Below are 13,614 nucleotides of genomic sequence, written 5' to 3'. Positions count from 1 at the left end.
CTGTTTAAAAACACTCTTGAATCGACAAGTAGCTTTCTCTGATGTGCTCAATCAATGCTTGAATTCGTTTCGCCGGATTACGAGTGTATGGGTAAACCGCGTAAATGCCGACCACTTTGCTAGTGTGCTCTGAAAGCACCTCTACCAGTTTTCCTTGTTGAAGATCTTGATAGATCAAACATGTCGGTAAGTAAGCGAGACCATTGCCAGCAATCGCACTTTTACGCAGTGCAGCAGCATTATCAGAAGAGAAGTTACCCGACACTTTCAAGGTGTAGTTGTCACTGTTGCATTTAAATTGCCAGTTAAAAGTACCACCGGTTTCATGGGTGTAACCCAAGCAATTATGCCTTTGAAGCGCTTTTGGTGTTTTCGGCTCACCGTGTTTTTCAAGGTACTGTGGAGAGGCGCAAATCATCCAGCGAGAGTTAAATATGAAACGCGCGATGAGACTTGAATCCTCTAAATAGCCAGTGCGAATCACTAAATCATAGTTATCTTCTATCAAGTCAACGAAGTGGTTATCCATCGACATATCAACGGTTAGGCCAGGATTGTTATTGCAAAACTCGGAGATGGACTCAGCCAATAGCAACTCGCCAGAAATGGTTGGCACCGACATTCGAATATGACCCGCTAACGATTCGTTGTAACCCGTTATCGACTTAAACGCGGCATTGGCTGTGGAGTAGATATCTTTAGAGCGATGATAAAGCACCTCACCCGCTTCTGTTAACGTCAGTTTACGAGTGGTGCGATAAAGCAGTTGCGTCCCAAGATCACTTTCAAGCTTGCTCACTCTTTTGCTGATCATTGATTTGGTGGTGTGATTATGCTCCGCAGCTTTACTGAAAGAGCCGTGTTCAACGACTTGAGTAAACAGAATAAGATCATCAACTTGCGGCATAGGAGATCCTCTAAAGAGCAAGAGTATGAAAGGATTATAACGGTTCACCTATTCAGAGACGAGCCATTAATAGAAGAAAGGCACACCCACATGAGATGTGCCTTGATGCCCTGTTCCCATAGAGCAAATTGAATTCTAATTACATATCGTCAACGATGATGTAAGTCGCCGACACAGGGCCATGCACCCCCACCACTTTGATCAGCTCAATATCAGCAGTAGAGCTTGGCCCTGAGATAAAGTTAACGCATGAAGGAATGCGTTCACCCTTTTGAGCTTTGTTGTGCAGTGCCATCGTCGCCTGAGTTAAGCGAGGTAACAACGTACTTTTGGCAATTACAAAGACAGAGCTTTCAGGCAATAAACTGATTGAGCGCCCTTGTTTTGGGTCGCTATAAAGCACCACTGTTCCTGACTCAGCGAGTGCTTGTTCCGCCATTACGACACCAATCTTAGCGCGCTCCGCAATGGTGATATTCGCTTCATAACCTAAGGCGTTATCCCAAACATGCACTTGATGCTGTTCGTTCGCGAGCTCCGATGGTGTGACAAGTTCCAATAAAGCAGGAGACGCTGAAAAAATCGTATCGACTCTTTTTGTATCTTGTTCGGCGGCGCAGGCACGTTGACAGACTTCACCCAACACGGCTTGAAGCTGGCTCTTTGTCGTCTCAATGACTTCAGCCCCTAACGAGGTGTGCGCGTACTCTTGCAATACTTGCTTTAACTGTTCGGTACTCAGCCCTTTCATCACCTCTTGGTGGCAAGAATGACGAAGCAAAGGCCTTGTAACCTGTGTTAACGGAGCGCTTCTACCAAGTTTGTTGGCGATATTAAGCAGAAACTGATCGCGATTATGAACCGCTGCCTGGCTGTTATCTTTTAACGTAGACATCATGAGATCCTTATTTCTGTTTTCGATTGGCAAACCAGCTACGGAACGACTGGCCATCTGGTGTGGGAAGATCTCTCGATTCATTCCACTGCTTAATTGCGCCGACACTGAGTGGCATTTTTCCATCTCGGATCAAACCGCTAGCGACTGTTGCGCCCACTTTGATGCTCATATCCCACAAAAGCGGTTTAGCGTTAATTAGGTTGAAACCAGAAACGATAGCTCTCTCACTAAAAGGCGTGATCTTGTCACTGGCCATTTTTTCACGATGGTTCATGAGTAGATCAGAAAGCGGGATCTTAACTGGGCACACGTCATGACAAGATTTACATAAACTGCAAGCGTATGGCAGATCTTTAAAATCGTCGTACCCGCCAAGTAGTGGGGAAAGGACCGCACCAATTGGCCCCGAATAGATAGAGCCGTAAGATTGCCCGCCGATATGACGATAAGCTGGGCACGTATTCACACATGCTGCGCAGCGAACACAGCGCAAGATGTCTTTAAACTCAGAACCCAAAATGTCTGATCGGCCATTGTCGACAATCACTAAGTGGAACTCTTCTGGGCCGTCGCAATGCTCCGCTTCACGTGGGCCAGTTAAAGCGGTGACATACCCAGTCAACGGTAAACCGACCGCACTGCGACAAAGCAAACTGATCACAATATCCAGTTCTTCAAAGGTTGGAACAATGCGCTCCATACCCATCACCGCAATATGCGTTTTTGGCAAACTTGTCGCCAAACGCGCATTACCTTCATTGGTGACTAAGGTAACCGTGCCCGACTCCGCGACCGCAAAGTTACAACCGGTAATGCCAATATCCGCCTCTAGAAAATCATGGCGAATATAATCACGTACAAAGCGCGTCATCTCTTCTGGATCTTCCGAGCCTTGGTAGTTGAGCTTGTCTTTAAAGATCGCTTTAATTTGCGTACGGTTTTTGTGTAGAGCAGGCACAACGATATGCGAAGGCGCATCGCAATCATCCACTTGCAAAATGTATTCACCCAAATCGGTTTCAACCACTTCGCAGCCATTGCGCTCAATCACTTTATTTAGACCAATTTCTTCCGTCACCATAGATTTGGATTTGACGACTTTTTTGGCCCCTTTCTGCTGAATGATGGTTTCGATGTAATCCGTTGCCTCTTCTGCAGTCGAAGCAAAAAAAACACTGCCACCGTTTTTTACCACGTTCTCACTCAGTTGATGCAGGTAGTAATCTAGGTTTTCTAATACATGATTACGAATGTCCATGCCCATATCACGCCACTCTTCCCAGTGGCCGAGCTTGTCCGCCGCAATTTGGCGATTGTTGAACATGCGCTCCTGAGCATTCGCCACAGAATGACGCATAAACTCATCTTGCATTTTTACTTTGATGCGCTGCTTGAAGGCCACATCGCTGGTTTTCATCGACATACTCTTCTCCTTAACGACTCAACAACACATCAACGATATGCATTACTTTAACGGGCTTGCCTTCACGACTAATACGACCGCCAATGTTGATCAAACAGCTAATATCAGCGCCGATCAAATAGTCTGGGCTGACATCACTGATATGGCGGACTTTTTCCTTCACCATTTCACCGGAGATTTCTGACATTTTGACCGAGAACGTCCCACCAAAACCGCAGCACGTTTCTTGGTTTTTGATTGGCAGCATCTCCAACCCTTCTACATTTTCTAGTAGCTTGAGTGGCTCTTCACGCACACCCAATTTACGAATCAAACTGCAAGATGGGTGGTAGACCGCGCGTCCGTTAAGACGAGCGCCCACATCCACTTTATCTAACTTGTTAACGATGAACTGAGTCAGCTCGAATAAGCGATCCGCAACCTTTTGCGCTCTTTTAGCCCACTCAGGTTCAGAGGCTAAGTATTCTGGGTATTTTTTGATAGAAGCTGCGCAAGATCCTGCAGGCGTCACAATTGGGAAATCATTGCCTTCAAAGCTCTCAATCAACTTTTTCATGGCTGGTTTGCTTTGCTCAATATAGCCGCTATTTAATGACGGCTGACCGCAACAACCTTGCTGAGTTGGGAATAGAACCTCGCAGCCTAACTGCTCTAGAAGTAACACCGTCTTTTGGGCGACTTCCGATTTCACAGAGTCACATAAACAAGTGACAAAAAAGTTAACCTTCATTTTTATGCTCCAGTGTTCACTGACTTTGATTACTCGGCATACGCCCTAAATCCAGTGATTTTTTATAGTTTGCCCACCTGCATGACTCTGTTCCCAAAGCCCTTACTACAGCGCAGGTAGGCATAATTGGTTTAAATAGCGCTGCTCACTAAGGCGACAATCACCCCATACAGAACCATAGGGATCACCGTTCGCTTGATGATGTAACCCTCTTTATTGGCGATACCCAAAATGGTTGAAACAGCGATGATGTTATTGATACAAACCATATTGCCCATCGAACCGCCAACAGATTGCAGCGCTAAAATAAGGTTTTGTGGCAAGCCGACTGTCTGCGCGATGGTTTGTTGAATGCCACCGAATGTGAGATTAGAAACGGTCGCCGAGCCAGAAAAGAACGCACCCAACGCGCCAAGGTATGAAGCGAAGAACTGCCAACTGGTGCCCAACAGATCAGACAGTGCTCTACCGGTGGTCATGATTGGAGAGTTTGCATCTCCCATCATCATAAACTTCACCATGATCAGCGCACCAACAAGAGCAATGAAAGGTGTTTTGATTCGCTGCCCTGTTTCAGTAAACACTTGGCATAGCTGCTGTTTACTCATTTTGAAGACGAGCGCACTGACGAGCACCACTAATAAAAAAGGGATTAATGCAGGCACATACAAGGTTTTGTACGCCCATGATGTTTCTGTTCCCAGAATCTGGCTCAGTTTTAAGATTAAAGCATTCGAGACACTAAACTCCGCAAAATGACCAAGTTGAATGGTGAACAGCTGAGTCGAATCGGTTAAGAGCTGCTTTATCCCGAGTTGCTGGATACGAGTAATAATGAGAATGGCGATAAGCAGTAATGTTGGGCTCATCGCTTTGAGAATTTCGGCCCTTGGAATCTGCGCTTGTTGTTCATTTTCCTCTGGCTGTTTTGGCTCCATCCCGATGTTTAACCGCGCCAATACAATAGAGATAGTGAGACCAATCGCCCCGCCAATCAGCGCTGGAAACTCATAGTTCCACTGCGCAAAAGCAAGGTATGGCAGAGTACAAGAAAAAATACTGAGCTGAATAAAGATAATATTACGTAGGATGGACTTCCAGCTTACGACAAAGCTCAGCGCAATTACCGGAACAAAAACCGCAGCAACCGTATGCAGCAATGCGGAAGTGCGACCAATTTCCAGTAGATCGTGTTCACTCAACCCAAGGCCGCTAAAGCCAAACCAAGTCGGCGTACCCACCGCACCAAAAGAGACAGGCACAGAGTTCATAATAAGTGCCAACATAGCCACACGAAGCGCCGGAAAACCAAGCCCAACTAAGATTGGCGCTGCAATTGCCGCCGGTGTACCAAACCCTGAAGCACCTTCAATCATAAAGGCAAACGCCCAACCAATGATCATAAGCTGCGCAATTTGATTGCGGCTGACCCCTTCGAGCCAACGTTTGATGACCGCTTCCGCACCGGATAAAGAGATGGTTCTATTTAAAAGTATGGCTCCGGCGATAATCGAAATTGGTGTAATGGCAGATAGCGCACCAGCAATAGCACTGGCCACAACTGGCGTGATGTGCGCGTCAAAGTAAAACAGTTGAATGACACCGACTAACAGTGCCGTTAGCGGCAAAGCAATATTTGAAGGAATGGCCTTTTTTTTGGTCATCATCCATATGAGTAAAATAATAGGGGCAATAGATATCAATAAGTTGGCCATTGGGCCTCCATGTTTTCGTTATTGGAATCGTTATTTTTATTTTGATTTTTGTTGCTTAAGGTAAAGCTTATAATTGTTGTGGTTATTTTAGAGAGAGGATTTGAATTAGCTATTGATATTTAAATAAGCCAATTTTTACATCAGAAGGAATCTGTGACGTGCTACTAGTCGGTTGAAGTCTGAACTATCTACAATTATTAAATTTCAATAAGTTATAGAAGCACTAATGATGACAAGCAGTTTAATTGGAGCTGTTTTGGAAACAATAAAGTTCAAAGTGGCAACTAATTAATAAGATAAGAACAAGTGGTATAAGAATTATTCTCATCAATACTATTAATACAGTAAGTCACTATATTAATTTGTAAATTGACTATAAAAGGAGATATTAAAAAGAGAGAGAATAAGAAAATATATTAATAGGCATATTTTCTTATTTAAAAGGAGCTTTCGCTACTATGAGTTAAAGTCATTTTGAGGCACCTATCGCAGGGAAATACTTTCGGCTTATTCGTACGTATCAAGATACGCTTTCAGTGCGGTTTCATCGGTTATTTCAAGCCCCTGTTCACCTTTCGTGATTAAGCCCTTATCCATAAGATCCTTTACTGCCCGACGATAAACACGCCCCGATGTACCAAAACGTTCCGCTTCTTGATTAACTTTATCGAATCCTCCCAACAAGGTGTTGGTTTGTTTTTGCACCAGCAAATCATAGGCGATGTTGTAAGTGATTGGATGTAACAAACGATTGGTGTAAATGTCCATCGAATCTTGATAATCCTCCGCCAACGCAGAAGCGAAGAAGAACATCATGTCAGGTTGCTGATGTAGCGCCTCAGTCAATTTATGGATGCAGATTATATCCACTTGCATGTGTTCATCGGCAACCACATTCCATTGGCAAGGTGTCTGAGTAAAGTACTCCATTTCACCATAGAGATGGTAATCGCAATTGGCTTCCCCCAACTGAAAGCGACGCCCATTTGCTGCAATAATGCTCATTGACACTCGGCCAACTGGCACAACATACAAATATTGAAGCTGCTCACCTTGGCGGAGGATCTCTTCACCTGAATCAAAGTATCGGCTACCGATTTGGCATTGAAAGATCAGGTCACGAAACTCAGTGCTCTTTTGCTCTAGAAAGCTTTTGAAACGTCCGGTTGGGTAAGGGCTTATTTTCACGTGAGTTTCTCTTTAGCGACATCAATCTCAAATAGATTGTACTTGCTAGAATAGTTTGAAGACAGCCAATAAAAAAGCGACACCAAGGTGCCGCTTTAAAAACTAACTACGCTGTGATCTAGTTAACTTTGCGCAATTAAGGCTTCAAGAGCGGCATAAGATGCCAAACGCTCACCATCCATCATCACTTGCGCTTCGTCTACGTACTGTCCGACCCCTTCCTTCACATCTTGTTGATACAAAACCACATTGTTCAAGATTGAAGCGACATTCAGGCCACGAAGACGTCCTACGGTAAATAGAGCAGAAGTTTCCATATCTGCGCCGAGAATACCTTTTTTGTTCCAATATTCGCAGATGGACTCTTCGTCATCGGTATAGAAGCTGTCATGAGAGCGAACCACACCTAAATGATAGCGCGCTTCTTTTTCAGCTAAATAGCTGTCTAGTGTTTTCAGTAACGAAAAGCTTGCATACGCCGGGTAAGAAGAACGAACGTAAGCTTTTGAGCCACCTTCATCTCTTACTGCGCCTTCTACCAAAATCAATTCTCCAAGTTGAATACCAGATTGCATCGCGCCAGCCGACCCTACTCGAATCACATCTGTCACACCACAATGCTTTAGCTCTTCCACTGCAATGATCATCGATGGCGCGCCAATACCCGTACTGCACACTGAGACACGTTGACCTTTGTATGTGCCCGTAAACACTCGATACTCACGGTTTTCAGAGACCAATTCTGCGTCATCAAACAACGCGGCAATACGGTTTGCTCGATCTGGCTCACCACAGACGATCACTCGCGGCGCTATTTGAGTGCTGTCTACGCCAATATGAGGTTGTTTCATCATCGACTTAACCTTGTGCTGTCGCTTGAGTTAGAGTCTTCTCACCATTGCGTTTCGCGCTACGTGCCCACTCTCTTGTTCCGTTTGCTGCAATGAACATTAGAATCGCGTATTGAACTGACATTGCGTACACGCCTTGTGTCGCGTATATGCCAACGCTGATGATGTTGATAACGACCCAAAGAATCCAGTTCTCAACGTACTTACGTGTCATCAAGATTTGCGCCACGATAGATAGCACTGTCATGGTTGCATCCCAGAATGGGAACGCATCAGGCTCTAAGACTGGCTCAGACAAACCAACACCGAACACATTCAGTGTATCAACAGCAATGTTAGCCAACGCAAAGAAGAATGGGTCGATATAAATCGTTAGCATCGCAATTGCTACAACGCTAATTGAACCTGTCGCTATCAGCTTCCGTTTATTTAACCAGCGAACCTCAAGAGTTTCACCTTGGGCATTTGGTCTTGTCCATGCATACCAACCATAGATGTTGGCGCAAAAGAAGAACAGTTGAAGCAGAAGCAATCCGTAAAGCTGAATCTGGAAAAAGATAACGGCAAAAAGTGTTACGTTCAGCAGACCGAACAAGTAGTTAATGGTTTTTTCTTGGCTCGCAAACCAAATACAAAGCAGACCGAAAACCGTACCAAAGGCTTCGATCCAGCTCATTGCATAGCCACCACCAATAGGAATGTTAACAAGGGTGTTGTTGATGTCTAACAGGGCAAATAGGTCCATGAAGATGTCCTTTATTATTGTGCTTGGAATCCGCTCATCTTATGGTGTCGCAGCAAACAAAAAGGAGGACATTTGTCCCCCCTTCGATGTACCCGATCATAAATCAGATCAATACTAAGTTTAAACTTCAGTATTAGAGGTCAAATCAAAAACTGCTGACCATCTGATATTCAGTTTACCTTTCTCAATTAACCTAAAGTGAAAGAACCAATGGTTTGACGGTTGAGTCGCTCTTGAAGCCTCAAGCGAAGGCGGCGATGTCTGGCTCTTTCTTTATTGAGTGCAGAACAAAGTTAGAAACCTTTAAACAACACTCCACGATGGTAGCCAAGATAGGGCTTATTCTCTCGTCTTATATTAAACGACATCCCTTCCCTAAGGCCTAGAACATCGGGTGCTTCTAGGTACTTTGAAATCATCACTTTGCCGCCATCATCAAAGGATATAAACCCGAGATCGAACGCCTTATCTAAGTTCGCAACAAGTAGCAATCCGTTAAACTTATCAAGCCTTTCTTCGTTGTTTGAATTGCGCCAAGGCTTAATATGCGAAGCAACCAGAAGTTGCGTATTTCGATAGCCTGTTACCGCGCAACCACCCCACATATCCACCAGCTTCGAGCGAAACTGGCCCTGCCCCATTCGAGTGTTAACCAAGATCGTTTTTTCAGTTTCTGTCAGCTTGTTATCGTTCAAAACACCACGAACATCGGCATTAACATCAACCTGTGACAGATCGGCTAGAAACTGATGGTAGTGATTGAGCGCCGCGCTATACATCCCTTTACCGCGCGAGTCCCGAATCTTAAACTCATCCAACTGCCTTACTCGCTCTTCATAACGAATAAACTGCTTATAAGATTTAACCTCTGTGAGTGGTTGTTCGAGTTCACCTACATCTGCGAGCCAATTAGAGATAGAACCTCGAATCGCCCCTACGTAGTTCTTCGCAGTTTTCTCTGACTTACCAATATCGAGCAGCCATTGGCGAAACAAAGATGGAAGATCGGCAAAATTCGCCACAAGTGCATCTTTCAACTCATTTGAAACAATAGAGCTATTCATATAATCAAACAGCTCTTGGTCTAAATAGGCAAACTTTATCGCTTTGGTTGAATACCTTTTGGTGTTTGTCTCATCATAACCAGCGTGATAACTCAGGTGCCAAAAGCCTTCACTTTTAAGATGGTAAAACGGATTCTCTGGAGTATTACGATCCTTGCCTTGGGCAAAACTATCAAAGTAATGGCTAAAGCGATCTTTCACCGCTTGGTTGAACTCAATTCTGTTCTTTACTAGATGACCAGCTTGAATCAAGTCCATTACAGTCAGCAGCATACACACCTTATGCGGGCTTTTCTTACCGCCAGCACTGTTCATATTCAGGTTCTGAAACTTTTCAACATAGAACTCAAGAGACACTGCTTATTTCCTCTTTCTCTGCATTGATGATGCTTTTTCTAATACCACAGTTTGCCAAGTCAATCCTGTCCGAGATAGGCCATCCTCGGTATCTTCAACATGGCAAATCACTAACTCTAATCGTTGAGCTATCTGTTCTAATTCAGCAAGAGAAACACCATAGCTTGTACGCCCATCACCGAACGCACCATGACGTAGGGTAATGACTACTCTTCCCTTTTCAGCTAACCGTTCTACCATCGAGAGAAGTGACTGATAGCGCTTAGGTACCGGAATATGCATCCAAACAGCTGAAACAAGAATAAGATCGAATCTATAAGGCAAAGAGTCTATAGAACTAAGGTCTGGAAGCTGCGCATCAACCCAATGAACTGCAGCTGAGGTACGCTCTTGGCCTAACTGGCGGAAACCTGCCGAAGGCTCAATAGCGACTACCTTACAGCCTTGTGAATCAAACCACTGGGCGTCTCTCCCTGACCCTGCCCCGATATCCAGCACTCGGCTACCAGATAGGGGCCAATATGATCGCCAACTACTATGTACAGATTCAAAATCAACAGAGTCATACTGCTCAGCCAATTGAACAGCATTTTCGTCGTAAAAAGAGAGGTTTACATCCATGGCAAATACCCAAAAGTTTCCCTAAAGGCATAATAACCATCTTGATTGCATATGGCGATAAAGTACGAGAAAAGAATGACTTATTGTGAGTTAATCTCGTATTTAGCTGACCATTGTTTTTACGATGCATCACAAACTAAACATATTTATGCTCGTTTGCTTGACCAAAGAATGATACGAGCGTGATAGCATAAAAAGAAAATCATAGGCTAGGAATAATGATAATTAAGGACAAAGACGTTTCGGTATCGACCGACTATAAAAAACAGCTCGGTGACCAGGTTGAAAGTGATGTAGCTTTTTATTTAAAACGTCAATTTTCAGAGCAGGAGGATGTTCTTGTTTTCAATGATCTAAGAATCGAACTCAATCACGAATTCGCCCAAATCGACCATTTGGTTGTCTATAAAAAAGGATTCATTCTCATAGAGTCAAAATCAATAAAAGGTACGGTGAAAATCAATGACCAATTGGAATGGCAAAGAACGGTTCGTGGGCGTTGGGCTGGAATGCCGTCCCCAATTACTCAAGCTGAGATACAAGCTAGACTTCTTAAAAAACTACTAAATGATAATGCGGATTCTATGCTTGCAAAAGTACTTGTAGTTGCACTTCAAGGATACTTTGGTGGGCGCTGCTGGGACATATTATGTGCTGCTTCAAACGACGCAATCATTGACCGCTCACATATACCTTCTAAACTTTCACCGAAAGTCGTTAAAGCGGAAGCAATTGGCAGTCGTGTAAAAGAAATTATTTCTCGCAACAGCAATATTTTAAGACCTAACCCTTCTTTCAGCTCATCCGAACTCACTAATATTAAGTACTTTCTACTGGCCGCTCACACACCAAATTTACCACCCCAAAAACAATCTACCGAACACTTAAAGGCTAACGCTAGCGATTCAAAAGCAACTAAAAATGAAGGCGCTAAATGTACAGATCTAACTAACCGCTCATCATGGTTTCAATGTAAAAAATGCGAAAACAGCAACACGGAGCCAAAGTATGGAAAATTTGGCTACTATGTAACCTGTTCCGAATGCGAAACAAATACTTCGATGGTTCAAGCATGTCTGAGTTGTGGTAGCAAAAAAACTCGAGTTTCTAAGCGAAAACAACTTTACACCGTAAGCTGTAACTGTGGCTCGCAAACCACTTTTAAGCATACGAACTCTGCTCAGCTGTAACCTAAAAGATATGAACGAAAGAGCCCTAGCATTTCTGCTGGGGCTTTAAACAACTTGCGTCTTTTATGGATTGGTCGGTACAGCCAAAAGAAAACGTACCGAGAGTATACAAGTCAGAGCTGACGATAAGTTGTGCCGCCCTATCTTTTTCGACCTTTATGTGATGGGCTGTGTAACGAAGTTTCACGTGTTTAGCCCATTGCATGCTGTTTGGTGGGAAAAGGTAGGAAGTGGCCAGACTAAGCTGGAGTGATCAGCAAGGCCACATTTTTTTACTTAACTCAAACAGGCTTTTTCGTAGATAGCTATCACATGAACAATTAACGCCCACGTCATAAAAACAGTCCCAATAAAGCCTAGTCCACGGGCAAAATACTCCGTTTTTTTTCCTTCATATGGATGGTTCGACAGCCTCTTTAATATAAATACCTTAAAGAAAACACCCAAACCAACAATAGCCGACAACAACCTCAGCCAATCACTATTTGAAACTATTTCAATAGAGCACATATGTTCTAATTCTCAATTGATCTTCCCCCTTCACCTCTTACTCTTGAAGTTCTACCTTCTCGTCGGTTCTCTCTATGAATACGTTCTTTCTTGTCACTGCCTGATTCTTTCTTTTGTCTTTTAAGTACAGCAGCTACAACTTTGGCAGGAGATAATTCTTCTTCTGTCGTAAACAAGATATTCCCGTAGTTAACCGATACGTCAGAATCAGGAAGACCCACTCCAAATGAAAGGCCTGCGCCAAACGCTAGATCCTCATCATCGTAAATAACTTGCGCCCCAACGTTTATTTTGTTGATCAGAGGTCCCGGAAGTCCAATATCACCAGCAACCGTTGTTGTTCTACCTGTTGTAACTTTATTTAAGTCATCAGTAGCAAAAGCGTTGACAAATATTTCAATTTCGCGGTCAGTGTTAATGAGAGTCGCTCCGGCATCATAAGAAAGTGTTAAGTTTCTGAAATCAGAAGATACAGCAAGATTAAAATCAGTACGATGGAGCTGAGCACTTACCCCAACCTGAACAACTGGTCTCACATCAGGTATATCTCTAAGATAGGCTTCAGCTCCGGGCTGTATATCATAAATATGTCGACTAGAGTATGAAGACCAAGGGCTGTTATTAAACGACCTCTGCATTCGCCCTACACCAGCCTTGTCACTCAATTCGTTTTGAGCAGTCACGATAACAACTGGTTTATAAGTCCCTAGTTTTAGGTTTTCATGAGTGAAAAAATTCCCATCACTGGTATATATTTCAAAAAATTCCGTACCATTAATGAGCTTAGAGCCATACTCTACATGGAATCCGTCAGAATCATATTTATAACGTAGCTTTCCTGTTTTTTTATCTCTGTATAAATCAAGCTGATTCTTTAAATCAACAGTCGTACACTTTTTAACTCTTCTTCCGTTACTATACTGTTTAGTACTACAGCTTGTCCTAGTTAGCAACTCACCACTAGCTAGATCTTTAAACTTAACAACAAGCGACAGCTTTTCACCCAGTTTGAAGGTCTCTGTGCCGTCAATCTTAAACAAATAGCCTGTCACCTTTTGGTCGATGATTTGGGAAGGTACATAGTTATAGTAGAACTTGTTAACAAACTCTTGAATGCTAAGTTCAACACCAATATCGTTATAATTAATATTAAAATCGGGCTCAATGTTAGCCCATTCTATATCACTACCATCTGCTGTTATTGATTTTTCCATATAAATAGGTTCAGGCGGAGGGATTCTAACCCCAGCCGTTACGACTGGAGTAGCAGCAAGCAAAAAAGTCAATAAAATCGGATTTTTCAAAACTAGTTTAATCTCTTGTTCAAATGATGTGTGAAGTTTACCTTTCAAACAGAAATTATTTTTTGAATCAAAATCACAATTAAGCACCTAGGTAATAAATGGAAATAATTA

12 protein-coding genes are annotated in these 13,614 nt (G+C 43.3%); 1 reads left to right on the top strand and 11 read right to left on the bottom strand.

Annotation, left to right across the window (positions count from 1 at the left end):
* Positions 1-4 precede the first annotated feature (4 nt).
* The 10 genes from GVO60_RS11945 to GVO60_RS11900 form a co-directional block, all read right to left on the bottom strand.
* Positions 5-907 carry a LysR family transcriptional regulator gene (locus GVO60_RS11945; RefSeq protein ID WP_159654295.1) on the bottom strand — a complete coding sequence of 301 codons (903 nt, stop codon included), beginning with the start codon at positions 905-907 and terminating at the stop codon, positions 5-7.
* A 139-nt stretch (positions 908-1,046) separates the two neighbouring features.
* Positions 1,047-1,802, bottom strand: coding sequence for a LutC/YkgG family protein (locus GVO60_RS11940; protein WP_159654293.1), 756 nt, complete (start codon positions 1,800-1,802; stop codon positions 1,047-1,049).
* 10 nt (positions 1,803-1,812) lie between these two features.
* Positions 1,813-3,228 carry a LutB/LldF family L-lactate oxidation iron-sulfur protein gene (locus GVO60_RS11935; protein WP_159654291.1) on the bottom strand — a complete coding sequence of 472 codons (1,416 nt, stop codon included), beginning with the start codon at positions 3,226-3,228 and terminating at the stop codon, positions 1,813-1,815.
* A gap of 10 nt (positions 3,229-3,238) precedes the next feature.
* The gene (locus GVO60_RS11930) at positions 3,239-3,958 is read right to left on the bottom strand and encodes a (Fe-S)-binding protein (protein WP_159654289.1); all 720 of its coding nucleotides are present in this window, start codon (positions 3,956-3,958) and stop codon (positions 3,239-3,241) included.
* A gap of 131 nt (positions 3,959-4,089) precedes the next feature.
* Complete coding sequence (locus GVO60_RS11925; RefSeq protein ID WP_159654287.1) at positions 4,090-5,673, bottom strand: L-lactate permease; 1,584 nt, start codon at positions 5,671-5,673, stop codon at positions 4,090-4,092.
* Between the two features lie 507 nt (positions 5,674-6,180).
* Positions 6,181-6,861 (bottom strand): Crp/Fnr family transcriptional regulator, encoded by a 681-nt coding sequence (locus GVO60_RS11920; protein ID WP_159654285.1) that lies wholly within the window; start codon positions 6,859-6,861, stop codon positions 6,181-6,183.
* 122 nt (positions 6,862-6,983) lie between these two features.
* Positions 6,984-7,715: a nucleoside phosphorylase gene (locus tag GVO60_RS11915; protein ID WP_159654283.1), complete on the bottom strand. Its 732-nt coding sequence runs from the start codon at positions 7,713-7,715 to the stop codon at positions 6,984-6,986.
* Between the two features lie 4 nt (positions 7,716-7,719).
* On the bottom strand, positions 7,720-8,457 hold the full coding sequence (pnuC, locus tag GVO60_RS11910) for a nicotinamide riboside transporter PnuC (RefSeq protein ID WP_159654281.1): 738 nt from the start codon (positions 8,455-8,457) through the stop codon (positions 7,720-7,722).
* 293 nt (positions 8,458-8,750) lie between these two features.
* Positions 8,751-9,878, bottom strand: coding sequence for an HNH endonuclease (locus tag GVO60_RS11905; RefSeq protein ID WP_159654279.1), 1,128 nt, complete (start codon positions 9,876-9,878; stop codon positions 8,751-8,753).
* A 3-nt stretch (positions 9,879-9,881) separates the two neighbouring features.
* Positions 9,882-10,499 carry a class I SAM-dependent methyltransferase gene (locus GVO60_RS11900; protein WP_159654277.1) on the bottom strand — a complete coding sequence of 206 codons (618 nt, stop codon included), beginning with the start codon at positions 10,497-10,499 and terminating at the stop codon, positions 9,882-9,884.
* Between the two features lie 218 nt (positions 10,500-10,717).
* Here GVO60_RS11900 and GVO60_RS11895 point away from each other — a divergent pair, with 218 nt between their 5' ends.
* Positions 10,718-11,689 (top strand): nuclease-related domain-containing protein, encoded by a 972-nt coding sequence (locus GVO60_RS11895; RefSeq protein ID WP_159654275.1) that lies wholly within the window; start codon positions 10,718-10,720, stop codon positions 11,687-11,689.
* Between the two features lie 515 nt (positions 11,690-12,204).
* Here the strand turns inward: GVO60_RS11895 and GVO60_RS11890 are convergent.
* Complete coding sequence (locus tag GVO60_RS11890; RefSeq protein ID WP_159654273.1) at positions 12,205-13,551, bottom strand: hypothetical protein; 1,347 nt, start codon at positions 13,549-13,551, stop codon at positions 12,205-12,207.
* Positions 13,552-13,614: the final 63 nt, after the last annotated feature.

The sequence above is a fragment of the Vibrio atypicus genome, from assembly GCF_009811315.1.
GTDB lineage: Bacteria > Pseudomonadota > Gammaproteobacteria > Enterobacterales > Vibrionaceae > Vibrio > Vibrio atypicus.
The sequence above is the reverse complement of the archived record's forward strand: the minus strand, read 5'-3'. Positions and strand labels throughout refer to the sequence as shown.